Genomic DNA, 23,237 nt, shown 5'->3' with positions numbered 1-23,237 from the left:
TCGCGGCAGCTTCACTCCCGCGTCGTGATGAGACGCTTCGCGTTTCGAATCGCGCGATCTCGAGGCGGCTCGCTGTTGCACCAATTCGTCGGAACGGCGGTCCGTCCCGCGTCACGTCGACGACTCGGTGTCGGCCACGCCGACCGCGTCGGTCCCAACGACGGAGTCCGCGACCGAGATCCTGAGTCCGTCCTCCGTCCGTTCGATCGTGATCGTTCGTCCGGCGTAGACGAACTCGAGCGTGTCGAATCCGTTGCTCGACGCACAGAGCGAATCCAGAACGTCCGGATCGATCGATCCGTACAGCGGATCGAGCTCGATCGGATCGACGCCCTCCACCCGGGCGACGAGGTCGACGACGGCCATACTCGGCGACCGTTCCTGGGTTACCGTCGTCGACGCGGAGTGAGAGTTCATAACTGGTGGTCTCGAGAGCGGTAGTAAAGAAGATACCTCAATATTCCAGCCCCGGTTCCCACGAGGAAAGAACAGTTCGACCCGCGGACTCGTTCCGATCGGCGGCCGCTCCCGGAACGGCGACGTCAGTCCCGGCTTCGGCAGGGATCGATATACGTGTTGTGGTCCGACGTCGCGGTCGGTTCGGGTCGCGTTCGCACGCGGACGCTGCACCGCTCAGTCGGTCTCTCCGTCACTCCCTGCGCGGAACCTCGTGGCGGCCGAACCCGTACCGAAGCCGATTCGCGAGCCGTCGCGAGAACCGGCCGTCGTCTGCGCGCGAGCCGAACCGCTCGCCGAGGGCCGTATAGATCAGCGGCAGCGGAACCTCCTGTTCGAGTCCTTCCCGAACCGTCCAGGTGCCGGTCGATCCGCCTTCGATTCGGTCGGCGACGTCGCCGAGGTCCGACCCTTCCTCACGGAAGGCTTCCTCGCACAGCTCGAGCAGCCACGACCGGATCACCGCGCCGTTGTTCCAGACCGAGGCGACGGCCTCGAGGTCGAGGTCGTACCGCCCCTCGGCGAGCAGTTCGAACCCTTCGCCGTAGGCCTGCATCAGCGCGTACTCGACGCCGTTGTGCACCATCTTGACGTAGTGGCCGGATCCCGACGGTCCCATCCGCTCGTGACCGTCCGGGCCGGTCGCGACCGCGTCGAACACCGGCTCGAGTTCGTCGTACGCCCACTCGGGGCCGCCGATCATCAGCGAGAAGCCGAGGTCTGCACCCGCCGGTCCGCCGGAGGTACCACAGTCGAGGTAGGCCGCGGGACACGACTCGGCGCGACGAACGGTGTCCTCGAAGTAGGAGTTGCCGCCGTCGACGACGACGTCGTCCGCGTCGAGGTGGGCCTCGAGTTCCTCGAGGGTCGCGTCCACCGCCTCGCCGGCGGGAACCATCAGCCAGATCCGCTTTGTCTCGCCCAGCCGATCGACGAAGTCAGCGATCGAGTCCGCCGGTTCGGCACCGGCGTCGGCCGCCGTCGCGACGGCCTCCGCGTCGAGGTCGAACGCCACGACGTCGGTTCCCGCCTCGAGAACGCGGTCGACGACGATCTGGCCCATCCGTCCGAGTCCGATTACGCCCAGTTGCATATCGATAGCTCGCGGGGGAACCGAGGTAGTGGTTGTGATTTTCCCGGCCGATCGGCCGGCGTGGAGAAACGCGTCAGTAGAGGGGGTCTTCGAGGCGCGCCCAGCCGATGGCGTCCAGGACGAGAAACCGATCCTCGTAGCGGACGTAGACGCCGTTGTACTCCCCGTCGGTGCCGTCGTAGTACGGCAGCGAGCCGCGGACCGCGTCGACGACCGACCAGGCACCGCTTCGCTCGAGCGTAACGTGCTCCCACTCCTCGCGTGCGCCGTTTCGAACCGCCCGTTCGATGGCGCGTCGCGCGCCGGGAATCTCTTCGAGTCGTCGCGACGAGGCGTCGACGACGGTCGCGTCGGCGGGAATCTCCTCGCGGGCGACGATCCGTGCGCCGAGGTCCGCCTTCGAGCGCGAATCGCCCGTTCGCGTTCGACTCGAGCGAAGCACGTAGCCGGCGACCGCCGCCGTGCCGACGGCCAAAAGCGAGAGCGCCATGTCTTTCCCCCTGAGCATCATGGGAGTACGTTACAGTAACCGATTAAGTATCTTTCGCAAGAATGTTCGGTTTCCGTTGACGTGTTGGCCGGAAATCATACGTTCGTCGACGAACGAGTAGGCGGGTTTGGAGACCTCGCATTCGAGGCGTGTTCCCGGCGAAGGGTGGCGCTCGAGGCGTTGCAATGGGGCGTCCGCGACGGTCACGGTCGAATCACAGCAGCGCCTGGACGTTAGTCGTAATCGCGCCGGCAACGACGAGCAACGAAACGGCGACGACCGCCGCCGTCCGGTACAGTCCCAGCGCGTCGGCTGCGGGTTCACGGAGCTTCTTCCCGTTGAGTCCGGATTCGAGTCGTTTCGATCCGATCTCGACCAGCGCGGCCAGGAGGAGCCAGAGTGCGACCATGACGAGGACGAGCTGGCCGTTGGTCGTCTCGATCAGACTCTCGCTCGTGTACCGCGTTCCCGCGAGGTGGCCGCCGGTGAGCAACAGGACCAGCGCGCTCACGCGCGAGATGGTCGTCAGCTTTCCGGAGATGACCTCGAGCGGCTTCGTCGTGTTGAACGCGCCGTCTCGAGCGAGCGGCAACACGACGAACGCGACGTAGAAGACGCTGCCGGCCCAGATGGCCGCAAACACCAGGTGCGTCGTCTGGACGAGGAACGTATCGACCATGTCCGTCGCTTGGCGGGCGATGGTATCAGCGTTCCGACTTGCAGCCGACTGCGACCGTCACGCGATCCGACCGGTCGACCGACGGACGAACGCTCGCCTCGAGACGCGGCGAACCCGTGGATCGTCGCGGTCTCACTCGAGCCACTCCGGCGTCCACGCGACCAGCCGACGACGAACCAGTGCGTAGACGAACGACGTCGCGAGCCCGACGATCACGGCGGCCGTCACCCAGCCGTCGAAGACCAGCAGGGCGGGCACGGCAAACGCCGTCGCGATTGCGGCGTCCTCGGGTGCGCCGTCGTAGCGAATCCAGCGTCGCGGGCGGATCCAGCGACCGCGAACGTGATCGTAGACCGCCCGCTCGGTCCGATCGTTCCAGGGGTCCATCTCCGGGCCGCCGCCGATGGCGTCGCTCGCGGCGTGGATCCAGGCGACGGCGGCGAATGCCGCGAGAGCGACCGCGAACGGAGACGGTGCGACGAGCGCAACCCCGACGGCGACGGCGGCGACCGCGACGCCGACGACCGGGAAGTGACACGTTCGACGGTGCTCGAAGACCAGGTCGAGATCCGGCGCGAGACCGCCGAGGATCGCTCCGGCGGCGAGCGGCGTCGACAGCTCCGGCGCGGCGTACGCAATCGGGGCGACGGCCGCGAGCCCGACGAAGACGTGCGTGGTCGCCATCATGCAGTGGGCTCACCGGGCATACCCGTCAGTTCGATCCCGCGGACAAAAAGCGAGACGCCGAACCGCACCGTTCCGGTTCGACCGAGGGCGGCGAGTCGGGTTCGAGATCGCGCCCGCTCGATCCTGACCGGCGTCGGTCGTTTCCCGAGCGCGACGAGCCGTTCGGCGGTCGCTCGAGACGTCGGTACGGGAGACCGTCCGAGACGAACGCGACGTGACCGGGGTGACACGTCACTCGAGGTTCTCGCCCTGATAGCTGCCGTCGTAGACGTCCTCGTGGTCGGCTTCGGCGAAGACGAGCTGGGCGATCCGGGCGCCGCGTTCGATCTCGACGTCGTGGTGGACCTGTAACAGTCCCTCGCCGCGGCCCTCGTAGCCCGCGTCCCAGACGGCCGTGTTGAGCATACAGGAGTTTCGCATCAGCGACGAGCGCGGGTAGACGAAGCCGACGTGTCCCTCCGGGATCGCGATCCGCTCGCCGTAGCGGGCGATGTACGCGCCCGTCGGCAGGTAGTAGGTGTCGGGATCTTTCATCTCGAGTTCCTCGAGCGGGCGGGCGACGCGGTCGCCGATCTGCTTGCCGTCGCGGCCGATTCGCCCCGGCTCGAGCTGCTCGAAGACGACGTCGAGCGTCAGATCGACGCCGTTGGGCTGGACCTGGTCGTCGGTCGTCGGCGAGACGTGGTCGGCGACGAACGCACCGGAACGGAACATTGCGGTGTCCCCAACAGGGGGTGGTGTCGAGAAAAGCGTATCCGTTCGGCTCGGATTCGACTCGCCGGAACGTCCCGGCGCGAGCACGGCGACGGCGTCGCGGTCGATCGGCAAGAATTGCTCGAACACTACCGTAATGGTCGCAATTAACACGGTTGATCGTCATAGTAACACGCTGGATTTATCAGGACGGCCGGCCGAGTTTCAGGTGCTATGGGACAGACTCTCACCGAGAAGATTCTCGACGATCACCTCGTCGAGGGCGACCTCGAAACCGGCGAGGAGATCGGGATCGAGATCGATCAGGTCCTCACCCAGGACACGACCGGGACGATGGTCTGGCTCCAGTTCGAAGCGATGGGACTGGACGAGGTCCAGACCGAGATCGCGGCGCAGTACTGCGATCACCAGACGTATCAGTTTGACTTCAAGAACACGGACGACCACCGCTTTCTTCGCTCCGCCGCGGGCACCTACGGCGCGTATTTCTCTCGCCCCGGCAACGGTATCTGCCACAACGTCCACCGCGAGAACTTCGCGGCACCGGGGAAGACGCTTCTCGGGTCCGACTCCCACACCCCGACGCCCGGCGGCCTCGGTCAGCTCGCCATCGGCGCGGGCGGCATCGACGTCACCGTCGCGATGGGCGGCGCTCCCTACTACATCGAGATGCCCGAAGTCGTCAGCGTCCGCCTCGAGGGCGAACTCCCCGAGTGGGCCACCGCCAAGGACGTCATCCTCGAGATGCTTCGACGCCTCTCCGTCAAAGGCGGCGTCGGCAAGATCCTCGAGTACACCGGCCCCGGCGTCGAGACGCTGACCGCGCCCGAGCGGATGACGATCACCAACATGGGCACGGAACTCGGTGCGACGACGTCGATCTTCCCGACCGACGAACGGACCGAGGACTACTTAGAGCGCGTCGGTCGCGGCGACGAGTACGTCGAGCTCCAGCCCGACGACGACGCCGAGTACGACGACGAGATCGTCGTCGACCTCTCCGACCTCGAGCCGCTGATCGCGACGCCGTCGATGCCGGACAACGTCGTGCCCGTCCGCGAGGTCGCAGGCGAGTCCGTCGAGCAGGTCATCGTCGGCTCCTGTACGAACGGCGGCTACGAGGACATCCTCCCCGTCGCAAAGATGCTCGAGGGCCGGGAAACCTCGATGGAGACCGAGACGATCATCGCGCCCGGCTCGAAGCAGGCCTCCGAGATGCTCGCCCGCGAGGGCTGGGTCGCCGAGCTGATGGCTGCCGGCGTCAACTTCTCCGAGGCCACCTGCGGCGCGTGTATCGGCATCGGCCACGTGCCCGCTTCGGACTCCGTCTCGCTGCGAACGTTCAACCGCAACTTCGAGGGTCGCTCGGGAATCGAGGACGACAACGTCTACCTCTGTTCGCCCGAGGTCGCCGCCGCCGCCGCGCTCGCCGGCGAGATCGTCGATCCGCGCGACCTCGCGGACGAACTCGACGACCTCGAGGACCCCGGCGTCGAACTCCCCGACGAGTACGACGGCTCCAAGACCGACCTCATCGCGCCCGACGAGGCCGTCGACGACGAACTCATCAAGGGGCCGAACATCGGCGACGTGCCGATCCGCGACCAGCTCGGCTCCGACATCTCGGGCGAGGCGCTGCTCAAGATGGCGGACAACATCACGACCGACCACATCATCCCGGCGACCCAGGACATCCTGATGTACCGGTCGAACGTCCCCAAACTCTCCGAGTTCACCCTCAGCCGCGTCGACGACACCTTCGCCGAGCGCGCGCTCGAGGCCGGCGGCGGCTTCCTCGTCGCCGGCGAGAACTACGGCCAGGGCTCCTCGCGCGAGCACGCCGCGCTCTGTCCGATGTACCTCGGCATCGAGGGCGTCCTCGCACAGAGCTTCGCGCGCATTCACCGCGCCAACCTCTTCAACTTCGGCATCGTGCCGCTGACGATCGACGAGGACACCTACGAGTCGATCGACCAGGGCGACGAGATCGAGATCGTCGACGATGTCTACGAGGCGGTCACCAGCGGCCAGGAGGAGTTCACGGTCCGCGTGGGCGACGAGGAGTACACCGCGACGCTCGACGCCTCCGAGCGCGAACGCGACATCCTCGCCGCCGGCGGCAAGCTCGCCTGGACGAAAGAACAGGCCGAGGAAAGCGGCGCGGCACCGGCCGACGACTGAGACGGACTGTCGAACGTCGTTGTCGGCGCAACCGCGAGCCGTTCGGGTTGCACCGGCGCGTCGGAACGACAAACCTCCGACGACCCCGTCCGTTTTCGATATTTTTCGACGCCGTCAGTACCCGACGGCGATGGGTCTCGAGCGGTTCTCTGTGGTCGACCGAGGCGAAACGGTTGTCGAGTCGTCGGCCTTCGAACGAAGCCGACAGCGACAGCGACTTGTCGATCCGGTCGGTAGCTCGAGCGAATGCCTTCCGGACGCGAGAACGCGGGCTACCGGCGGCTGTTCGACCGCGAAGGACTGACCGTCGGTGCCGTCTTTCCGCTGACCGGGACGAATCGATCGACGCCCGATCCCGTCGCGGAGGTCGAACTCGCAAAGCGCGCGGAAGCGGTCGGTTTCGACGCGCTCTGGACGCGTGACGTACCGACGTTCTGGCCGCGATTCGGCGACGCGGGCCAGACCTACGACGTCTGGCCGTGGCTCTCTCACGTCGCCGCCCACACCGACGACGTCGCACTGGGAACCGCGAGCGTCGTGCTGACGCTCAGACACCCGATCCACGTCGCGAAGTCGGCCGCGACGGTCGATCGGCTCTCGGACGGCCGGCTCGTCCTCGGCGTCGCCTCGGGCGATCGCGACCCGGAGTATCCCGCCTTCGGCGTCGACCGGGACGATCGCGGCGCGATCTTTCGCGAGCGCTTCGACGCCGTCGAGGCGTGCTGGCGCGAGGAGTTTCCCGAACTCGAGGGCGAATGGGGTGTACTGGCGGGCGACCTCGACGTCGTTCCGAAGCCGACCGCCGGAACGATCCCCCTGTTGCCGACCGGCAACTCGCGTCAGTCCCGCGAGTGGATCGCCGACCGCGGCGACGGCTGGCTCTTCTATCACCTGCCCGAACGAACGCTCGAGAGCTACCTCGCCGACTGGCGCGAACTGGCGGGCGAGAAACCGTTCGTCATCGCCGTCCGACTCGCCTTCGCCGACGATCCGGCTGCCGAACCGGAGCCGTTGCACCTCGGCTACCGCGCGGGCGTCGAGTGGGTTCGCGGCTACTTCCGCCGGCTCGAGGAGTACGGACTCGATCACGTCATCGTCGGCTTCGAGGGCGACGACCCCGAGCGTGCCCTGACGACGTTCGCGGACGAGATCCTCGACGAGCGCTGACGCCGGTTCCGTTCGGGATTCGACCGACGACGCTCACCCGGACCGCTCTGTCGGCCCGCGACGTCGCTCACTCGAATCGATCGATCGAGAACGCGTCGACGTCGTGGTCGGTCTCGCCCTCGAGTGCGAGGTCGGCCAGGATCTCGCCGATCACGCTGGCGAACTTGAACCCGTGGCCGGAGAAGCCGGCACCGACGGCGACCTGCGGGTGCTCGGGGAGGGTGTCGAGGACGAAGTGACCGTCCGGCGTGTTGGTGAACAGGCAGGTTTCCATGCGCATCGTCGGGCCGGCCCCGTCCGGAAAGTACTCGCGGGCGAACTGCCTGAGCAGTCGCTCGTCGGCCTGGGTGGGCTCGTGTTCGAACGCGTCGGGGTTGACGGACTCCTCGCGGTGGTGATACCGGCCGAACTTGAATCCGGGAACGCCGAAGACGGGAAAGCCGTAAAACCGGCCGTCGGAGGTACCGAGATTCCAGACGGGAAATCGCTCGGGTTCGAAGTAGTCTGGCTCGTTCGGCTGGAGCCACGTGACCACCTGCCGTTCGGGGACCGCGATCCCCTCGAGGACGTCGACGAAGTTGGCGGCCCACGGTCCCGCGGTGATCACGAGCCGGTCGGCCTCGTACGCGCCGTGGTCGGTTTCGACCCGGATGCCGCCGTCGGTCGGTCGCCAGTCGACGACTCGCTCGCGCGCGCGGATCGTCGCACCGGCGCGGTGTGCGCGATCGACGTGTGCAACGGTGCACTCCTCGGGTCGGAGAAAGCCGCCGTCGGGCTGGTAGATCGCCTCGTACTCCTCGGGCAACCGAAAGCCCGGAAACCGCTCTGCGAGGTCGTCGCTCGAGAGGCGTTCGAACTCGAGGTCGTGTTCCTCACAGGAGCGCATCGAGCCCTCCACGAGCCAATCTGACGGCGGTCCGGCGTCGACGGAGCCGGTCCGGTAGAGCAGCTGTCGGTCGTGTTCGTCCTCGAGGTCGCGCCAGAGCGTCTCCGCCCGTCGCAACAGCGGGACGTAGGCCGGATCTTCGGCGTAGGCGAGTCGAAAGGTGCGCGTGATGCCGTGCGAGGAGCCGTAGGCGTGTGGGACGTCGTACCGCTCGAGGCCCAGGACGTCGACGCCGCGCGTCGCCAGGTGTGCGACCGTCGCGCTCCCCATCCCGCCGACCCCGAGTACGATCGCGTCGTACCGTTCGCTCATGCGGGGGGCTACGGTCGGCTCTTCGAAAACCCTTGTTACTCGTCTCGTCGTGCCCGCTCGCGCAGCCGGCGTTTCCGACGGCGTTCGGTCACGTGATCGACGCCGTCAGCGAGTTCGCCTCGCACCGTTCGTTCGAACGCGTCGACGTCGTCGAGGAACTCGTGGGAGAACTTCTCGACGAGTTCGAACGTCCACTGGTCGCTGATCGTCCCCGCGGGCAGGTGGTCGTCTCGAAGCTCGTCGGCCCACCTCTCGTGACCGTCGTCGCGAAGCGCGCTCTCGGCGTCGTCCATCCGATCCATCGCGTGGCCCAGCTGGTGGTGGAACTCGAGCAGCGATCCGTACGCACAATAGAGATACTCGATTCCAAGCTGCAGGTCGTGCAGCGACTGTTCTTCGGCGTCTGTGAGTTCGAGTTCGTCGGGGTCGGTGCTCACAGGTTTGCGACGACGATCCGGACAATCGTGTTTTTCGGGGCGATTGCCGGGGAGGAGTTCCGGCGACCGCGTCCCGGCGACGACGGGTTCGGTTCGCCGCGCTGACGTCCACACCCCGCTTGCGTCGCGGTTCGCTACGACCGCTGACGCTCCGCCGGCGCGACGTTCCACCGATCGGAGTACGCGGTTCCACACGAACACCGGGCGTAGGCGTGGACGACGTCCCCCTCGGCGTAGATGCCGCCGACGTCCTCGTTTCGTTCCTCCGCGAACGCGAAGACGAACTGCACCTCGTGATCGTCGTCGCCGGGTGCCTCCGGACACTGCCCATCCGTTAGCTCGTCGTCGACGATCCCCTCGAGTCCCATCGCGGACTGAGCGAACTCCATCGCCCCGGTTCCGGTCGCGGCACGAAACGCGTTTCGTCCGCGCTCGCCGTCGACGACGATGAGAACGCCGTCGTCGACGCGAGTGCCGAACCGCTCGAGTCGATCGTCGGAGACGTACGAGTCGGCCAGATAGAGGGCGACGTCGTCGAGTCGCTCGCCAGCCAGAAACTCCTCTCGTGGGGTCGTCATACGTCCAAATTGCCGCTCGAGGAGGGAAAAGACCGTCGTTCGCACGTCACCGAAAATCTGCTCCGGGCGATCGATAATTAGCATTGGCTGTCGCTCCTGGACATTGTAAAACTGGTTGTTCGTCCGGCCGTTTGGCCAAAACAAGTATGCATAACCTCGAAATTACATCACTTGTGGCCAATCAATATATTTCGAGCCAGATTTGTTGATCAATGTTCAATATTGCTGCGCTGTTTGCTGGCGGTGTGTTTTTTCTGTCCGTCGATTCGTTATTATGTTCTCTCGAGATACTTTATTTATTACTGAACGTTCTGGGCAGCACCCTGTCGTTTAATAGGTGGTAGTGCCAGAAATCCAGTAGTCGTGAATAGGCCTCTCGGTTCTTCCCCGCTGGCGGGTGACGAGAAGGCGTCCGTTCACGAAAACCCCCCTATCAGTGATCGTCAATGCACAACGATGCAATTACCACGGAATCCGTACTCGAGGAACTCTCGAGGGCAGCGACGGAAGACGCGTCGGAATCGGGCTCCCTCGGTGAAACAGACGGGTCCGTCGAGGCGGTCGAACGCGAACTCGGCGAACTGATCGATCAGGTGACGGAAACGCTCCCGACCGACGAGGTCGAATTCGACGAGGAGATCGTCAAGGAGAACCTCGAGGAAGTGCTCCTGATGCTCATCGCGTTGCGCGAAGAGACGCACGGCGAGGAACTCATCTCGGATCTGACCCGGTTTTTCGACACCACGCTCAGCCCCGGGACGATCTACCCGTCGCTTCACGAGTTGAAAGCGGACGACGTGCTGTCGATGCACGCCAAAGTTCGGACGAAGGAGTACTCGATCGCCGACGAGGAGTACGTTGCGTCGACGATCGAACAGTCGATGATCCAGCATCTGGCGTTCGGACTCCTCCTGTACGCGTTCCTCTCGCGTCGCTGAACCCGTCGATCGGCGCTTTCACCGTCGGTGCGAATCGGTTTCCGGCCGGGCGAACTCGAGGGAGGCGGCCGATCAGCGATCTTCGAGACTCCTCGCGATCTCGCTCAAACTCTCGCTCGGCGGTTCGTAGGCGTCGTAGTACGCCGTCTCACCCGGCGTGCGGAGCCCGTAGAGGAAATCGGGCTCGACGACGTCGACCAGGATCGAACCGCCGGTCCGGACGTCTTCGGCGTCGATCCAGTCGGTGAGCCGGTTCGGGGCGGAACCCGGATCTCTGGCCGCGTCGGGCGTCTCGTAGACGCCGTAGACCGTGAGCCCGTCGTTCCCCAGCGAACGCGTCGCTCGGCCGAAGCACTCCTCGCCGTCGAGGACGAACCTGACGACCTCCTCGACCGGAATCGCGTCGCTCTCGTCGGCCGGTATCTCGAGTGCGCTGTCGGTCGACGTTTCGGTACACGTCGCGCGAACCGTTCGAACTGACGGATGATCGCTCGAAACTCTGTCTGCCATCGGATGTGGGAAAATCGCGTTCGGTTACTCGTCGTCGGCGTCGCCAAGCAGCTCCTCGACGTCGGCGCTTCCGCGCTCGACGATCGAGGTGTTGATCTGTGCCACGACGTCGGAGATCTCGCGGCCTCGGACCGTGATTCGTCGGCGCTCGCCGTCGCGCGAGGGCCGGTAGCCGGTCTGGCGTCCCTCCATCAGCACCTCGTTCAGGCTCGCGCCGGCCACGTCGCCGTTGAGAGGACGACCGGCGTCGTCGGAGCCGCCGGTAATCTGGAGCGTGTAGCCGTCGAGACCGACCGCACCGCCGTCGACTTCTTCGCCGATCGCCTTGCCGATGAACCGGTTTGCGTCCTGTTCTTCCGCTTCGAGCTGGTACGACGACCCCGAATCCGGATCGCCGACGACGACAGTGAAACTTGCCATGGTCGACGGGAGACGGCCGTCGCTCAAAAGAACATCGTTTCCCGCCGACGGTTCCGCCGTCGTTCGCGGCGTTCGCTCGAGAACCTCCGTCCGGAGCGTCCGGTCGGGCCGCGATCACCGCGTCCGGTCGGCGCTACAACAGTCAAGTACGGGTCCGTCGTACGGTCGGTCGTGTTCATCGATCCCGGACGACTCGAGACCCGACTGCGCGCGGAGTTCGGCGGAACCGACGGCGAATCCCGCGTCGTCGTCCGCCAGGCCGTCGACCTCGCGGACTCGGGGAAATACGCCGACGACGTCGGCGTTCCGCTCACGAACGACGTCGTCGTCGCGGAACTAGCCGACGCACCCGACGGCACTCCCGTCGACCGGTGGAACTGGTGGATCGGCTCGCTCGAGGTCGCATACGGTGCGTACGACCAGTTCGGCGTGCGGCGATTCAAGAAGTGACAATCACCGGCAACGAAATGCCTTTTATCCGCCACTGACCAATGAGTCAGTAGTGACGGCCGCCGACGTTCGGAACGCGATCATGGACGCGACCTACCAGGCGCTCTGTGAACGTGGCTACACCGACCTCACCACCCAGGACATCGCCGACAGGACCGACAGGAGCAAGTCATTGCTGTTCTATCACTACGACTCCAAAGAGGACATCGTCGTCGACTTTCTCGAGTACCTGCTCGAGCAGTTCGACGAGCGGGCCGCGGGGTTCGACGACCGGCCGCCGATCGAGCGGTTGGCGACGTTTCTCGACTGGTACCTCTACGGATCGGACGAAGACGATCGCCGATCGTTTCACGCCGCGATGCTCGAACTTCGGACGCAGGCGCCGTACAACAGCCGCTACCGCGAACAGTTGCGCAAGATCGACGACCGACTGCGGTCGACGCTCGAGGACATCCTGAACGCGGGCGTCGACGACGGTCAGTTCGTCGACCACGACTCCGAAGAGACGGCTGCGCTGTTGATCGCGGCGATCGACGGCGCTCGGGTCCGACAGCTCACCCTCGACCGCGGCGATTACCTCGACGCCGTGCGTTCGGCGACGATCGCCCGGATTATCGACGAACTCCTCGTCGACGGCGTCTCGTTCCCGACCGAGCGGCCGCCGAACGACGGTCCGTCGTTTCGAGACGCCGTCGATCCGATCGGCTCTGACGTCGACGACTCCACCGGCCCGTAACTACCAACCAGCCCGCCCCCATGAGCGAACACACCGCAATCCACGACGATTTCGCCCCTCTCGACCGGTCGTTCACGCAGCTCTCGCCGTCGGTCCGAACGATCGTCACCGAAGCGCTGTCCCCGCGCGATCGGTCCCTCCCCGTCGCCCTCTGTACGCTCGCCGGCCAACTCGGCGGACGCACTGCACCGGAGCTCTCCGAGACGGAAGTGAGCCACATCGTCGAGCCGGTCGCGAACGCCGTCTCGGCGTTCGAGGGATACGTGACGATCCGTCTCGATCTCTTGACGAGCGATCGGTACGACCGACCGACGGTCCGCGACGCCGCCGTGCTGGCGAGCGACTACCTGCACGCCGACGCGTACGAACGGCTCGCCGATGCGCCGGTTCCAGCCGACCGATCGCTCGAGCTGTATCGGGTGCTGACCGGCGGCTCGACGAAGCTCGCCACGCAGCTACTGGCGAGCGCGGCGAACGAATCGACCCACGCGGACGCCGAGTTCGCGCCGACCGGGACGCTCGTCGGGACGGCGGGGGAACTCGGCGCGGCGGCGGTCGGCTCGTCCGACGAAACCCGCGCGGCGATCGAACGATACGGTCGCGCGCTGGCGACCGCGCTCGCGGCCGATCCGTCCACCGGCGAGGTGTCGCGACGGGACGTCACGCGGATTCTGTCGGGTGCACCGCCGTCGGCTCCGGTCGACGACTCCGAACGGGTCGGGGACGACCGCTCTCGGCGAACGCCCTCGAGCGAACGCGAGCGACACCTCGAGCGGGCGCGGGAGGCGATCGAGCGACTGAACCGCGACCGCCCGTTCGAGACGAGTCGCGACGAGCGGTCGCCCGTCGCCCGCCTCGAGTGGGCAACGAGGATTCCGTTCCAGCACGGAGAGTGCGACGATGGGTGAACTGACGCGCCCGATCTGGGTGGCGTATCCGCTGTCGGCGCTGGCCGCCGGGTTCGGGCACTGCTATCTCGGGCTGTGGAAACGGGGCGCGATCTGGTTCGCACTCTACGTCCTCGCACTCGGCGCTCTGAGCGCCCGAACGCTCGCTGGCGCGTTCGAGCCCGGCCAACCGTTCGTCGTCACCGCGTTGCAGTTCGACGCCGTCAACTACGTCGACGTCGCCGTTCCGCTCGCGGTGGTGCTCGTCTGTCTCCTCGACGTCTACCTCATCGGCCTCTCCGACCGAACCGAGCCGACCGCGACGCCGCCGGACGAGCCCCGCTCGAACGACTCCTGATCACCCGTCGCGTCCTCGTCGCATCCGTCCAGCGCGGGTAGCTGACCGTGGTGAGATTTTTGGTTCCTCCGACCGTACCTTCCGTATGGGACGTCTCGGCACGCTTCTCCTCAAGGGACTCGCCGCGCTCGCGCTCGTGATACTGGTCCTGAGCGTCGTCGCGACGATCGTCGGGATCGTCTTCTCGGTCGTCGCGACCGTCGTTTCGCTGGTCGTGATGGCCGTCGTCGCGGCCGTCTGCGTGCTCGCGATCGTCGGACTGGTCTCGCTGTTTCGCGACCGCGACGACCGGACGGACGCCGAGCGCACCGCCCGCTCGTCGACCGACCGCGAGCGGCGAACCGCCACGACCGATCCGCGGGATCGCCTGCGCGAACGGTACGTCGACGGGGAGATCGACGAGGCCGAACTCGAGCGCGAACTCGATCGACTGCTCGAGTCCGACGGCTCGAGCAGTCGGTACGATCGGTTCGAGTCCGACGCCTCGCGGGAGACGAGTCGAGATCGACGATAGCTCGTCGCTTCGCCACCTCACGCCGTCGGCTCCCAGTTCTCGACGTCGACCGTCTCGCCGGCCGGGATCCCCTCGCGATCGTCGTCGACGACGACCCAGCCGTCCGCGAGCGCGACGCTCGAGAGCACGCCCGAGCCGCTCGCGCGGGTCGGGATCGCCGCGAACTGCGGCTCGTCGTCCCCGTCGCGATCCTCGAGCTGCACGCGGGCGAACGTGCGGGTGCCCGGCTCGCTGGGAATCTTTCGTTCGAGTCGTGCGCTCGTCGTCGGATGCGCTTCGGGCGTCGCCCCCTCGAGCCACCGAAGCGCGGGTCTGAGAAACTGGACGGCGTTGACGATGCACGCGACCGGATAGCCGGGAAGCGCGAGAACCGGCGTCTCCTCGACGACGCCGAGACAGACAGGGTGACCGGGTTTGAGCCCGACTCCGTGGACGAGCACCTCGCCCAGGACGTCGATCACCTCCGGCAGGAGGTCGCGCTCGCCCACCGACGAGCCGCCGGTCGTGACCACGACGTCTTTCGTCAGATCGCGCTGGATCGCGACCCGGAGCGCCTCCGGATCGTCGGTGACGACGTCGCGGTAGGTCGCCGTCCCGCCCCAGCGTTCGACCAGCTGTGAGACGGTGAGCCCGTTCGTTTCGATCACCTCGCCGGGTCCCGGATCGCCGTCGACGAGCTCCTCGCCGGTCGGAATCACGCCCACCGTCGGCTGCTTTGCGACCGAAACCCGGGCGTAGCCGGCCGATCGGAGGAGACCGAGGTCGGAGGGCCGAAGCCGGTGGCCCGCGTCGTAGAGGTGCTGGTCCGCCTCGACGTCCTCGCCGACCGGCGCGACGTTCTCGCCTTCGGCCACCGCGTCGGCCACCTCGAGTTCGCCGGTCGCCTCGAGTTCCGTCACCCGCTCGATCATCACGACCGCGTCCGCGCCGTCCGGCAGGGCGCTTCCGGTGTGAACCCGGACGGCGGTTCCCGGATCGAGACCGTCGTCTCGGGCGGTTCGAAGCACGGCCGGCGAGCGATCGCTCGCGCCGAAGGTGTCCTCGGCCCGAACGGCGTAGCCGTCCATCGCCGCCCGCCTGTAGTGGGGGACGTTTCGCGCCGACGCGACCGGGTTGGCCAGCACGCGGCCGTCGGCCCGCTCGAGGTCGACGGACTCGATTCCGGTTTTCGGCGAACCGACGGGCCCCGATTCGGACGCGTCGTCGGACGGCGCGACCGCGTTCCTGAGGATCGCGCGCGCCTCGTCGACCGGCGTCCGGACTTTGAACCCGGCGTCGGTGCGCTCGCTGTCGGCTCCTTTCATACCCTGACTGGGTTCGGCATGCGCAAAAAGCGTGGGGATCGGTTGGTTTCGACGCGCGAGCCAAAGATAGTTCACACGTCGACGAAAATACAGGGATATGGCAGATACCGATCGGATCACCCCCGCGAGCGGGATCGTTCTCGGAGCCGTCCTCGTCGTCCTCGGACTGGGCGCGTACGCCCTCACCGACTTCGCCAGCGTCACGGCGCTCATTCCGGCGTTTTTCGGCGTCGTGTTCGTCGGGCTCGGCACCGCAGGTCGACGCTTCGATCGACCGGAACTCACGACCTACGGCATCGGTGCGCTGGCGGTCCTCGGAATCCTCGGCTCGGCCCGGGGAATTCCGGACGTGATCGCGCTCGCAACCGGCGGCTCCGTCGACTCGGTCGTCGCGGCCACCTCCCAGGGCGTGATGGTCGTCGTCTGCGTGCTGCTGGTTGCGGCGGTCGCCAGAGACGTCCTCGGTTCGTGATCGGTCGTCGAGTCACCGTCGACGAGAACGGGCGGACTGCGGTGGATTACCGTGACGGATCCGTCACACGTCAACCCGCCGGGAACCCGGTCGCACGAGCGTCGATTCCGCTCCGCGGCCTCACCGCTACCGCGGGCTTTTTCGTATCGGCGTTCGAACCTGTATCCATGTCAACGCTGCGCGACGCGCTGCGGGAGCTCTCCGAAGACGTCTTTTTCGATCTCCTCGAGAGCGAGGACGCCTACCTGCTCGTACTCGACGTACCGGGAGTGACCGCCGACTCGCTCGACCTCTCGATCGAGGACGGCCGTCTCTCGATCGATGCAAAGCGCGAAAAGGACCTCTCGGACGACTACCGCTACCTCGAGGAGAACCGGTCGGTCTTTCTGGATCTGTCGGTACCGCTTCCGGACGACGCGCTCGCCGAGGAGACGGACGTCTCCGTCGACCGCGGCGTCCTCGAGGTGACGGTTCCGAAGCGGTCGACCGACGGGGAGACGACGATCGACGTCGTCGACCGCTCGTCGTCCGGACGTGACGACCGCGAGGGCGCCGGTGACGGCCGACCGGCCGACGACGAGGAGCGTACCGAACCGAGGTGAACGAGACTGGCTTCACTCCGCGCGTACAAGCGGTTCGTCCTGGTCGCGTGGCAGTTCCTCCCGCTGTTGCTCGCCTACGCCCGCGATCGCCGCCGGTTCCTGCTGTTCGGTCGATCGCGGCGGGTCGACCACGAGACCCACCGCCACCGCGCGGAGGTGTTGCTCGAGTCGCTGTTGACGCTCGGTCCGACGTTCATCAAGCTCGGCCAGCTGCTGTCGGCCCGCCCGGACGTGTTGCCGCCGGCGTACATCGACGTGCTCTCGGCGCTGCAAGACGACGTGCCGCCGGCCGAGTGGGCCGGCGCGAAGCGCGTACTCGAGGAGGAACTCGGCCCCGTCGACGACCGATTCGAGGCGTTCGACACCGAGGCGATCAGCGGCGCGAGCCTGGGACAGGTGTACCGCGCCCGGATCGCAGACGAAGCCGCGAGCGATTTCGATCCCGGTGACGGGGACGGATCGACCGCGACGAGTCCGGACGGCACTCGCGAGGTCGCGGTGAAGGTGCGCCGGCCGGGCGTCGAGGAGCTCGTCGAGGCCGACCTGCGGGTCATCCACTGGTCGCTTCCGCTCTTGCTGTACTTCGTCGACGAATCCCGGTCGTTCTCGCTCGAGAACCTGGCCGACGAGTTTTCGAAGACGATCCGCGAGGAGATGGACTACGAGCGCGAGGCGGAGATGCTGACCGAAATCCGCTCGAACTTCACGGACGACGACCGGTTCGTCATCCCGTCGGTTATCGAGAGCCACTCCTGTCGGCGCGTGCTCACGATGGAGTACGTCGAGGGGACGAAGATCAACGACGTCGAGGAACTCGAACGGCGCGGAATCGACCGGACGAAGATCGCCGAGAACCTCGAGCGATCCTACCTGCAGATGATCGTCGACGACGGCGTCTTCCACGCCGATCCCCACCCGGGGAACCTCGCCGTGACCGACGACGGCCGGATCGTCTTCTACGACTTCGGGATGTCCGGTCGGGTCGACGAGTTCGTCCAGGACAAGATCGTCGAGTTCTACGTGGCGGTCGCCAACCAGGACATCGACGCCATCCTCGACGTGCTGGTCGAAATCGGGACGCTTTCGCCCGAGGCCGACCGGGCGGTGATGGCCGAAGTGATGGAGATCGCCATCCAGGACGCCAGGGGCGAAGACGTCGAGCAGTACCGCATCAACCAGATCGTCGGCCAGATCGAGGACTCCATCTACGTCTTTCCCTTTCGGCTGCCGAAGAACCTCGCGCTCGTCCTCCGGGTCGCCACCGTCGTCGAGGGGGTCTGCGTCACCCTCGATCCGGACTTCGATTTCATCGCGACCGCGACCGATTACCTCACCGAACAGGGCTACCGCGAGGAGTCCATCAAACAGTATCTCTCGGAAACCGGCGAACAGCTCAGGCGAACCGGCGAGTCCCTGACGCGGATCACCCCGAAAGCCGAACGAGCGCTCGACCGCCTCGACCGCGAGGACCTCTTCGTCCGCATCGGCGTCGAAGACTCGGAGAACGTCTTCGACAAGCTCGCAAAGCGGCTGATCTACGGCATGTTGCTCACGATGTCGCTGTTCTCGATGGGCGTTCTCTACGCGCTCGAGGCGCCGCAGGCGTCGATCGTCGCGGCGGCGTTTTCGGTGATCGTGACGATCCAGCTCTACCGCAGCTTCCGCACCCGACGGGCGACGCGCGTGAAACCGCAGTTCACGCGACAGAACCTGCGCCAGCGCCAGCGTCGCGAGGAGTGACCGTCGTCCGCGGAGTTCCGCCCCGGTGAAACGCTCTTCTCGCTGGCCCGCGAGTATCCGCTATGTACGACGATCGGATCGCGGACCTCCCGCTCGAGATCGAGTCGGTTTCGACCGATCGCCGGGAGCGGGAGACCTCGAGCGAGTTCACGCGCGTCACGACGGAGATCGCGCTCGTCGGACCGGCGGGCGGATCGGGCGACGAGGTGACGGGGATCGGGGAAGACGTCACGTACGAGGCCGACGAACACGACGCGCTGGCCCGGGTCGGTCTCCCCGATCTGACCGGCGAGTACACGCTCGAAACGTTCTCGAAGCGCCTCGAAGAAATCGACCTCTTTCCCGCGGGCGATCCCGACCGCGAGGTCTTTCGGAACTACCGCCGGTGGGGACTCGAGAGCGCGGCGCTCGACCTCGCCCTCCGGCAGGCCGAGTCCGATCTCGCGAGTCACCTGGACCGGACGCTCGAGTCCGTCCGGTTCGTCGCCAGCACCCGCCTGGGCGATCCGCCGACGGTCGAGCGCCTCGAGCGCCTTCGCGAACGGGTGCCCGATATCGGATTCAAACTCGATCCGACGCCCGACTGGGACGACGCGCTCGTCGACGCCATCCACGAGTCCGTCGGAACCGACGCCGTTCGCATCCTCGACCTCAAGGGACAGTACGAGGGGACCGAGGTCGACGTTCCCGCCGATCCGGCGCTGTACGACCTCGTCCTCGAGTCGTTCCCGGACGCAGTCGTCGAGGACCCCGCCCTGACCGACGAGACCGAACCGCTGCTGGATCGGCCGGACGTGCGAGAGCGCGTCGCCTGGGACGCGCCGATCCACGGCCTCGAGGACGTCGAGGCGCTCCCGTGGGAGCCGGGCTGGCTCAACGTCAAACCGTCCCGGTTCGGCTCCCTCGAGTCGCTGTTCGAAACCATCGCCCACTGCGACGAACGCGGTATTCGGCTGTACGGCGGCGGGCAGTTCGAACTCGGCGTCGGCCGCGGCCAGCTCCAGTTGCTCGCGTCGCTTCGTTACCCGGACGGGCCGAACGACGTCGCGCCGCGGGCTTTCAACGATCCGACCGTCGGCGACGGGTTACCCTCGAGTCCGCTCGAGCCGCCGGCCGACCCCGTCGGCTTCCGGTGGTAGTCGTCCGAGGTCGCGTCGACCGCGATCCGCGGGTCGGACGGCCGACCGGCCGGGCGGTCTCGAGGGTGACGCCGCGATGCGAGTCGTCGTCGCCGTTCCGCGCGGCGCGAGCCTGCGCTCGTCAGTATTCGAGACACCGTCCCCACAGCGTCGCCGTCTCGCCGTCGTCGCGGTCGACGTCCCGGTGAAGGTCGAACGCGCGATAGCGCTCGTCCTCGAGAAGCCGGTCGGCCAGATCGGCAGGGACGGAGACGCGACGGCACTCCCCGGAGACGACCAGGCCCCCGGGGCCGAAGGTGAACTCCACGTCGTATCGGTCGACGCGTTCGTCTCGCTCCCGGAAAACGGGGTGGATCGTCTCGATCACTTCGGCGACGTACTCCAGGGCGAGTTCGGTTCCGGGCCGATCGCTCGTTCCGAGGGCGACGCGGACGACGGGAACGAACGTCTCGGTCGATCCGTCCTCGACATCGACGTCTGCGACCGCCAGCCGGCGAACGGTTGGCGATCGCTCGAGGTGCGACGCCGTTCCGGTCGGAATCGACTCCGCCAAGCGATCGTCGAGTTCGTTCGCGAGCGCGCGCCGACTTCCCGTCGTCCGCCTGCGCCAGCCGACGAGAAGGCCCGCGAGGACGACGACGCCCAGGCCGGCGATCCACAGAATAGCGGCGTCCGTCGGTGCCGGAGCCGGGGACATCGGTTACGTCCGATCGTTGTCCGAGTGCGCCCGAACCCACAGTTCGCCGATTCGGGAGAGTCGCGTCCGGTAGGACTTGCCGCGCTCCTCGCGCTCGATGTAGCCCTTGCCGCCCGGACCCAGCCGATCGACGTTGTAGATGACCTTCGATCGGAAGCTGTCGGTGTACTCCTCGTTGAGCTCGCGCGCGAGCGATTCGGCGAGCTCCGAGACGGAAGCGAACTCGCCGTCTTCGCCCAGCTTGTAGAGGATGAGCTCCTCGAAGGGTTTGACGTTCGAAAACGACGCCACGGGCAACTCGACGATGTGGCGACCGTCGATCTCTTTCGCCCCGATCGTCGTTCCCCGCTCGTCGAACTCCGAGAGCAGGTCGAGGGCACTCTCGAGGCGGCGTTCGATCCGGTCGCCGTCGACCGTCTCCGGGTCCGGACCGCCCTCGAGGTCCTCGAGTAAGGCGATCTGCTCGCGAAGTTCCTCCGCGAGTTCGGTTTCGAGGTACTTCTCGGGTGCCGTGTAGTACGTGTGAATCTGCTCGCGCTCGTCCTCGCGTTCGACCATCAGCGAGTGGGCGGCGTTTGCGAACGCGAAACTCACCGTTCGCGGCATCGCGGCGACGTTGACCCACACCTCGTTGCCCTGGTCGAGTTCGACGGTGATGAGGTCGTACGCCTGTTCGAAGGCCTCGTCGTAGTCGTAGACGTCCTCCAGGACGAACCGGTCGGTCTCTGCGCCCAGCAAATTCCGAAAGTCCGTCTCGAGTTTCTTCGAGAGGTGGCGGGAGTACTCGACGTTGGCCTCGCTTCCGACGGCTCCCTCGAGGAGGATGACGCTGTCGACGTCGATCTGATCGCGAACGAGCGGCGCGATCAGCCGGTCGTAGTCGAAGCCGACCGGAACGATGTGGGTTTGCATACGTCCCTATTGCGAGGAAGACGCCGTAACAGTGTTGATCCAGCGGAACGCTATCTATCTGCGCCAACTCGGCCGACTTCTCACTTCTGGGAAGGACGAATTATACCGTCGATTGTGGACCGCAGTGTTATCGATTCGCCTCCAACACGTCTTTCCGTTGGTTCGACTGTTCGTTGCTTGATTCAACGGTCTCGAGCCGGAACTTTTCACACACGTTTAATACGCTAGAGAAAGGCCTTATCACGCCACTACCATGCGATTGGAGAACACGGTTATCGTCGTGACCGGCGCAAGCGCGGGACTGGGCAAAGCAATGGCCGAGGGGTTCGTCGACGAAGGTGCGACCGTAATTTGCACCGCACGAACCGAGGGTCGCTTGCGAGAAGCGGCCGATTCGATGGACGGTCCGGGGCGAGCGGTCCCGATCGCCGGCGACATTCAACAGTGGGATGACGTGACGAATACGATCGATACCACGATCGATCGGTTCGGAACCATAGACGTCGTCGTTAACAACGCCGCTTTAACCCAACACACGATTACCGGGGAAGCCGACACTAACCACGTCGTCGACATTCCGATCGATATCTGGGATGCGATCCTGGATACGAACCTTCGGGGTCTGTTTCTCGTGACAAAAGCGGCGCTCGAGCCCATGCTCGAGCAAGGATCGGGACGGGTCATTCACATTTCGTCGGGGAGGGGAGAAGAAGGCGTCCCGGGGCGAGCGCCATACGTCACGTCCAAGTGGGGGCTCGAGGGATTTCACGAAACGGTATCGCTCGAACTGGACGGGACTGGTGTCGAATCGCTCACGTTCAAACCTCCCGGCGGGGGCGTCGTTACTTCATCTCGTTCGCAAATAGCCGATGAACTCGACCACGAGTCGGCGAGCGTCATGACCGAACCGGGCATCCAACTCGCGGCCGGAAAGGGGGAAAACGGTGACAGGTTCGTTGCAACGCCCGATGGGAACAGCCTCGAAGAGTACTGAGCGCCCGAAACATCGGGCGGTGAGACCTCCCTCGAAACCCGAAAGGCGGCGACAGAACGCGGATATCACGGGGGAGTCGGTAGCTCACCTTACGGGCGCGCCGCATTTCGGGTAAACCGCTGGAGAACTTTCACCCTCCCGACCGCTCGGTCCGGGCGCAGTTCTCGAGACGTTACCGGACGATCGCGACCGGAACCGGCGACCGACGGGCGACGGTCTCCGCGACGCTGCCGAGCAGAATGCGACTCGCGCCCGCTCGGCCGTGACTACCGATCGCGATGAGGTCGACGTCGTGTTCGTCGGCGTACTCGACGATCGATCGAGAGATGTCGGTGTACTCGACGATCGATCCGGAGACGCCGCCGATCTGGTATTCCGTCTCGAGGTCGCAACCGTACTCGGCGGCGAGTTCGCGAGCGTCTTCGAGGATTGATTCGGCCCGATTTTCGTAGCGTTTCTGCATTTCGTCGTGGTCCGCCATCGCGCCGCCTTCGGGCCCGACCGCGGCGTGGAAGTCGCCGGGATCGACCACGTGCAACGCCGTGATCGTGGCGTCGGGATACTCCCGGCACGCGAACTCGAGCGCCTGGGTCGATCGGTCGGAGTCGTCGACGGGTACGAGAACGTGGTCCGTCATGGCTGGTAGTACGGTCGTTTCCTGCTTAAATTTCCGCACGGCTCGGACGAGTTGGGAACACTCGAAACGGATATGGTCGGATCGCCCGAATGCCCGGTGGATCGGCAACTCTTTCGACGTTTGCGATCACGGCGAGACGACCGCTGGATCCGTCACGCCGGGAACGGTGCAGCGGCCACGGTCGCCGAATCGTCGATCCGATCGTAACAACTGAAGCTGTTTGTACACCGACCATTCCGCCGTCTCG

28 protein-coding genes are annotated in these 23,237 nt (G+C 66.0%); 13 read left to right on the top strand and 15 right to left on the bottom strand.

Features of this window, described 5'->3' with window-relative positions:
• Positions 1–111: 111 nt before the first annotated feature.
• From EA472_RS01690 to EA472_RS01665, 6 genes are all read right to left on the bottom strand, one after another.
• On the bottom strand, positions 112–417 hold the full coding sequence (locus EA472_RS01690; protein ID WP_124189783.1) for a HalOD1 output domain-containing protein: 306 nt from the start codon (positions 415–417) through the stop codon (positions 112–114).
• A 232-nt stretch (positions 418–649) separates the two neighbouring features.
• Positions 650–1,549 carry a phosphogluconate dehydrogenase (NAD(+)-dependent, decarboxylating) gene (gnd, locus tag EA472_RS01685; protein WP_124189782.1) on the bottom strand — a complete coding sequence of 300 codons (900 nt, stop codon included), beginning with the start codon at positions 1,547–1,549 and terminating at the stop codon, positions 650–652.
• Between the two features lie 73 nt (positions 1,550–1,622).
• Positions 1,623–2,057 carry a hypothetical protein gene (locus EA472_RS01680; RefSeq protein ID WP_207891108.1) on the bottom strand — a complete coding sequence of 145 codons (435 nt, stop codon included), beginning with the start codon at positions 2,055–2,057 and terminating at the stop codon, positions 1,623–1,625.
• Between the two features lie 196 nt (positions 2,058–2,253).
• Complete coding sequence (locus EA472_RS01675) at positions 2,254–2,718, bottom strand: CopD family protein (protein ID WP_124189780.1); 465 nt, start codon at positions 2,716–2,718, stop codon at positions 2,254–2,256.
• Positions 2,719–2,850: 132 nt separating this feature from the next.
• Entirely contained in the window at positions 2,851–3,405 is a 555-nt protein-coding gene (locus tag EA472_RS01670; protein WP_124189779.1) for a metal-dependent hydrolase, read from the bottom strand.
• 231 nt (positions 3,406–3,636) lie between these two features.
• Entirely contained in the window at positions 3,637–4,119 is a 483-nt protein-coding gene (locus EA472_RS01665) for a deoxyuridine 5'-triphosphate nucleotidohydrolase (RefSeq protein ID WP_124189778.1), read from the bottom strand.
• 213 nt (positions 4,120–4,332) lie between these two features.
• Here EA472_RS01665 and EA472_RS01660 point away from each other — a divergent pair, with 213 nt between their 5' ends.
• Together EA472_RS01660 and EA472_RS01655 are read left to right on the top strand one after the other, a co-directional pair.
• Positions 4,333–6,300, top strand: coding sequence for an aconitate hydratase (locus tag EA472_RS01660; protein WP_124189777.1), 1,968 nt, complete (start codon positions 4,333–4,335; stop codon positions 6,298–6,300).
• Between the two features lie 246 nt (positions 6,301–6,546).
• Positions 6,547–7,467 (top strand): TIGR03571 family LLM class oxidoreductase, encoded by a 921-nt coding sequence (locus tag EA472_RS01655; protein WP_124189776.1) that lies wholly within the window; start codon positions 6,547–6,549, stop codon positions 7,465–7,467.
• Positions 7,468–7,534: 67 nt separating this feature from the next.
• On the opposite strand, the gene solA is transcribed toward EA472_RS01655, so the two are convergent.
• From solA to EA472_RS01640, 3 genes are all read right to left on the bottom strand, one after another.
• On the bottom strand, positions 7,535–8,665 hold the full coding sequence (solA, locus tag EA472_RS01650; RefSeq protein ID WP_124189775.1) for an N-methyl-L-tryptophan oxidase: 1,131 nt from the start codon (positions 8,663–8,665) through the stop codon (positions 7,535–7,537).
• Positions 8,666–8,700: 35 nt separating this feature from the next.
• The gene (locus EA472_RS01645) at positions 8,701–9,102 is read right to left on the bottom strand and encodes a hypothetical protein (RefSeq protein ID WP_124189774.1); all 402 of its coding nucleotides are present in this window, start codon (positions 9,100–9,102) and stop codon (positions 8,701–8,703) included.
• Positions 9,103–9,236: 134 nt separating this feature from the next.
• Complete coding sequence (locus tag EA472_RS01640; protein ID WP_124189773.1) at positions 9,237–9,680, bottom strand: DUF5807 family protein; 444 nt, start codon at positions 9,678–9,680, stop codon at positions 9,237–9,239.
• Between the two features lie 446 nt (positions 9,681–10,126).
• On the opposite strand from EA472_RS01640, the gene EA472_RS01635 reads away from it, so the two are divergent.
• The gene (locus tag EA472_RS01635; protein WP_124189772.1) at positions 10,127–10,618 is read left to right on the top strand and encodes a helix-turn-helix transcriptional regulator; all 492 of its coding nucleotides are present in this window, start codon (positions 10,127–10,129) and stop codon (positions 10,616–10,618) included.
• Positions 10,619–10,690: 72 nt separating this feature from the next.
• Here EA472_RS01635 and EA472_RS01630 read toward each other — a convergent pair whose 3' ends face one another.
• Together EA472_RS01630 and EA472_RS01625 are read right to left on the bottom strand one after the other, a co-directional pair.
• Positions 10,691–11,128, bottom strand: a complete 438-nt coding sequence (locus EA472_RS01630) for a DUF7112 family protein (protein ID WP_124189771.1) — start codon at positions 11,126–11,128, stop codon at positions 10,691–10,693.
• 24 nt (positions 11,129–11,152) lie between these two features.
• Positions 11,153–11,548, bottom strand: a complete 396-nt coding sequence (locus tag EA472_RS01625) for a 30S ribosomal protein S6e (protein ID WP_124189770.1) — start codon at positions 11,546–11,548, stop codon at positions 11,153–11,155.
• 171 nt (positions 11,549–11,719) lie between these two features.
• On the opposite strand from EA472_RS01625, the gene EA472_RS01620 reads away from it, so the two are divergent.
• The 5 genes from EA472_RS01620 (at position 11,720) to EA472_RS01600 (ending at position 14,493) form a co-directional block, all read left to right on the top strand.
• Positions 11,720–11,998, top strand: a complete 279-nt coding sequence (locus tag EA472_RS01620; RefSeq protein ID WP_124189769.1) for a hypothetical protein — start codon at positions 11,720–11,722, stop codon at positions 11,996–11,998.
• Between the two features lie 52 nt (positions 11,999–12,050).
• Positions 12,051–12,734: a TetR/AcrR family transcriptional regulator gene (locus EA472_RS01615; protein ID WP_124189768.1), complete on the top strand. Its 684-nt coding sequence runs from the start codon at positions 12,051–12,053 to the stop codon at positions 12,732–12,734.
• Positions 12,735–12,754: 20 nt separating this feature from the next.
• The gene (locus EA472_RS01610) at positions 12,755–13,642 is read left to right on the top strand and encodes a hypothetical protein (RefSeq protein ID WP_124189767.1); all 888 of its coding nucleotides are present in this window, start codon (positions 12,755–12,757) and stop codon (positions 13,640–13,642) included.
• Complete coding sequence (locus tag EA472_RS01605) at positions 13,635–13,979, top strand: hypothetical protein (protein ID WP_124189766.1); 345 nt, start codon at positions 13,635–13,637, stop codon at positions 13,977–13,979. The genes EA472_RS01610 and EA472_RS01605 overlap by 8 nt, the downstream gene beginning before the upstream one ends.
• A gap of 85 nt (positions 13,980–14,064) precedes the next feature.
• A complete protein-coding gene (locus EA472_RS01600) occupies positions 14,065–14,493 on the top strand; it encodes an SHOCT domain-containing protein (protein WP_124189765.1) in 429 nt (142 codons plus the stop codon).
• A gap of 17 nt (positions 14,494–14,510) precedes the next feature.
• On the opposite strand, the gene EA472_RS01595 is transcribed toward EA472_RS01600, so the two are convergent.
• Positions 14,511–15,797 carry a molybdopterin molybdotransferase MoeA gene (locus EA472_RS01595; RefSeq protein WP_124189764.1) on the bottom strand — a complete coding sequence of 429 codons (1,287 nt, stop codon included), beginning with the start codon at positions 15,795–15,797 and terminating at the stop codon, positions 14,511–14,513.
• A gap of 97 nt (positions 15,798–15,894) precedes the next feature.
• On the opposite strand from EA472_RS01595, the gene EA472_RS01590 reads away from it, so the two are divergent.
• From EA472_RS01590 to EA472_RS01575, 4 genes are all read left to right on the top strand, one after another.
• The gene (locus tag EA472_RS01590; RefSeq protein WP_124189763.1) at positions 15,895–16,269 is read left to right on the top strand and encodes a hypothetical protein; all 375 of its coding nucleotides are present in this window, start codon (positions 15,895–15,897) and stop codon (positions 16,267–16,269) included.
• Between the two features lie 167 nt (positions 16,270–16,436).
• On the top strand, positions 16,437–16,871 hold the full coding sequence (locus EA472_RS01585; RefSeq protein ID WP_124189762.1) for an Hsp20/alpha crystallin family protein: 435 nt from the start codon (positions 16,437–16,439) through the stop codon (positions 16,869–16,871).
• A gap of 66 nt (positions 16,872–16,937) precedes the next feature.
• Positions 16,938–18,611 (top strand): ABC1 kinase family protein, encoded by a 1,674-nt coding sequence (locus tag EA472_RS01580; RefSeq protein ID WP_124189761.1) that lies wholly within the window; start codon positions 16,938–16,940, stop codon positions 18,609–18,611.
• A 62-nt stretch (positions 18,612–18,673) separates the two neighbouring features.
• Positions 18,674–19,750, top strand: coding sequence for a hypothetical protein (locus EA472_RS01575; RefSeq protein WP_124189760.1), 1,077 nt, complete (start codon positions 18,674–18,676; stop codon positions 19,748–19,750).
• Positions 19,751–19,871: 121 nt separating this feature from the next.
• Here the strand turns inward: EA472_RS01575 and EA472_RS01570 are convergent, their stop codons facing one another.
• Together EA472_RS01570 and EA472_RS01565 are read right to left on the bottom strand one after the other, a co-directional pair.
• Positions 19,872–20,447 (bottom strand): hypothetical protein, encoded by a 576-nt coding sequence (locus EA472_RS01570; RefSeq protein ID WP_124189759.1) that lies wholly within the window; start codon positions 20,445–20,447, stop codon positions 19,872–19,874.
• 3 nt (positions 20,448–20,450) lie between these two features.
• Entirely contained in the window at positions 20,451–21,359 is a 909-nt protein-coding gene (locus EA472_RS01565) for an HFX_2341 family transcriptional regulator (RefSeq protein WP_124189758.1), read from the bottom strand.
• Between the two features lie 253 nt (positions 21,360–21,612).
• On the opposite strand from EA472_RS01565, the gene EA472_RS01560 reads away from it, so the two are divergent.
• Positions 21,613–22,353, top strand: a complete 741-nt coding sequence (locus tag EA472_RS01560) for an SDR family oxidoreductase (RefSeq protein ID WP_124189757.1) — start codon at positions 21,613–21,615, stop codon at positions 22,351–22,353.
• Between the two features lie 172 nt (positions 22,354–22,525).
• Here the strand turns inward: EA472_RS01560 and EA472_RS01555 are convergent, their stop codons facing one another.
• A complete protein-coding gene (locus tag EA472_RS01555; RefSeq protein ID WP_124189756.1) occupies positions 22,526–22,990 on the bottom strand; it encodes a universal stress protein in 465 nt (154 codons plus the stop codon).
• Positions 22,991–23,237: the final 247 nt, after the last annotated feature.

The sequence above is a fragment of the Natrarchaeobius oligotrophus genome (assembly GCF_003841465.1).
In the GTDB taxonomy this organism is placed as follows: domain Archaea; phylum Halobacteriota; class Halobacteria; order Halobacteriales; family Natrialbaceae; genus Natrarchaeobius; species Natrarchaeobius oligotrophus.
Note: the sequence above shows the minus strand (reverse complement) of the source record. Positions and strands in the feature narration are given on the sequence as shown.

What these genes read in the sequence shown, in the direction of transcription:
- EA472_RS01690 (WP_124189783.1), bottom strand. Translation starts at nt 417, where the DNA reads ATGAACTCTCACTCCGCGTCGACGACGGTAACCCAGGAACGGTCGCCG.
- gnd (WP_124189782.1), bottom strand. Translation starts at nt 1,549, where the DNA reads ATGCAACTGGGCGTAATCGGACTCGGACGGATGGGCCAGATCGTCGTC.
- EA472_RS01680 (WP_207891108.1), bottom strand. Translation starts at nt 2,057, where the DNA reads ATGCTCAGGGGGAAAGACATGGCGCTCTCGCTTTTGGCCGTCGGCACG.
- EA472_RS01675 (WP_124189780.1), bottom strand. Translation starts at nt 2,718, where the DNA reads ATGGTCGATACGTTCCTCGTCCAGACGACGCACCTGGTGTTTGCGGCC.
- EA472_RS01670 (WP_124189779.1), bottom strand. Translation starts at nt 3,405, where the DNA reads ATGATGGCGACCACGCACGTCTTCGTCGGGCTCGCGGCCGTCGCCCCG.
- EA472_RS01665 (WP_124189778.1), bottom strand. Translation starts at nt 4,119, where the DNA reads ATGTTCCGTTCCGGTGCGTTCGTCGCCGACCACGTCTCGCCGACGACC.
- EA472_RS01660 (WP_124189777.1), top strand. Translation starts at nt 4,333, where the DNA reads ATGGGACAGACTCTCACCGAGAAGATTCTCGACGATCACCTCGTCGAG.
- EA472_RS01655 (WP_124189776.1), top strand. Translation starts at nt 6,547, where the DNA reads ATGCCTTCCGGACGCGAGAACGCGGGCTACCGGCGGCTGTTCGACCGC.
- solA (WP_124189775.1), bottom strand. Translation starts at nt 8,665, where the DNA reads ATGAGCGAACGGTACGACGCGATCGTACTCGGGGTCGGCGGGATGGGG.
- EA472_RS01640 (WP_124189773.1), bottom strand. Translation starts at nt 9,680, where the DNA reads ATGACGACCCCACGAGAGGAGTTTCTGGCTGGCGAGCGACTCGACGAC.
- EA472_RS01635 (WP_124189772.1), top strand. Translation starts at nt 10,127, where the DNA reads ATGCACAACGATGCAATTACCACGGAATCCGTACTCGAGGAACTCTCG.
- EA472_RS01630 (WP_124189771.1), bottom strand. Translation starts at nt 11,128, where the DNA reads ATGGCAGACAGAGTTTCGAGCGATCATCCGTCAGTTCGAACGGTTCGC.
- EA472_RS01625 (WP_124189770.1), bottom strand. Translation starts at nt 11,548, where the DNA reads ATGGCAAGTTTCACTGTCGTCGTCGGCGATCCGGATTCGGGGTCGTCG.
- EA472_RS01610 (WP_124189767.1), top strand. Translation starts at nt 12,755, where the DNA reads ATGAGCGAACACACCGCAATCCACGACGATTTCGCCCCTCTCGACCGG.
- EA472_RS01605 (WP_124189766.1), top strand. Translation starts at nt 13,635, where the DNA reads ATGGGTGAACTGACGCGCCCGATCTGGGTGGCGTATCCGCTGTCGGCG.
- EA472_RS01600 (WP_124189765.1), top strand. Translation starts at nt 14,065, where the DNA reads ATGGGACGTCTCGGCACGCTTCTCCTCAAGGGACTCGCCGCGCTCGCG.
- EA472_RS01595 (WP_124189764.1), bottom strand. Translation starts at nt 15,797, where the DNA reads ATGAAAGGAGCCGACAGCGAGCGCACCGACGCCGGGTTCAAAGTCCGG.
- EA472_RS01590 (WP_124189763.1), top strand. Translation starts at nt 15,895, where the DNA reads ATGGCAGATACCGATCGGATCACCCCCGCGAGCGGGATCGTTCTCGGA.
- EA472_RS01585 (WP_124189762.1), top strand. Translation starts at nt 16,437, where the DNA reads ATGTCAACGCTGCGCGACGCGCTGCGGGAGCTCTCCGAAGACGTCTTT.
- EA472_RS01575 (WP_124189760.1), top strand. Translation starts at nt 18,674, where the DNA reads ATGTACGACGATCGGATCGCGGACCTCCCGCTCGAGATCGAGTCGGTT.
- EA472_RS01570 (WP_124189759.1), bottom strand. Translation starts at nt 20,447, where the DNA reads ATGTCCCCGGCTCCGGCACCGACGGACGCCGCTATTCTGTGGATCGCC.
- EA472_RS01565 (WP_124189758.1), bottom strand. Translation starts at nt 21,359, where the DNA reads ATGCAAACCCACATCGTTCCGGTCGGCTTCGACTACGACCGGCTGATC.
- EA472_RS01560 (WP_124189757.1), top strand. Translation starts at nt 21,613, where the DNA reads ATGCGATTGGAGAACACGGTTATCGTCGTGACCGGCGCAAGCGCGGGA.
- EA472_RS01555 (WP_124189756.1), bottom strand. Translation starts at nt 22,990, where the DNA reads ATGACGGACCACGTTCTCGTACCCGTCGACGACTCCGACCGATCGACC.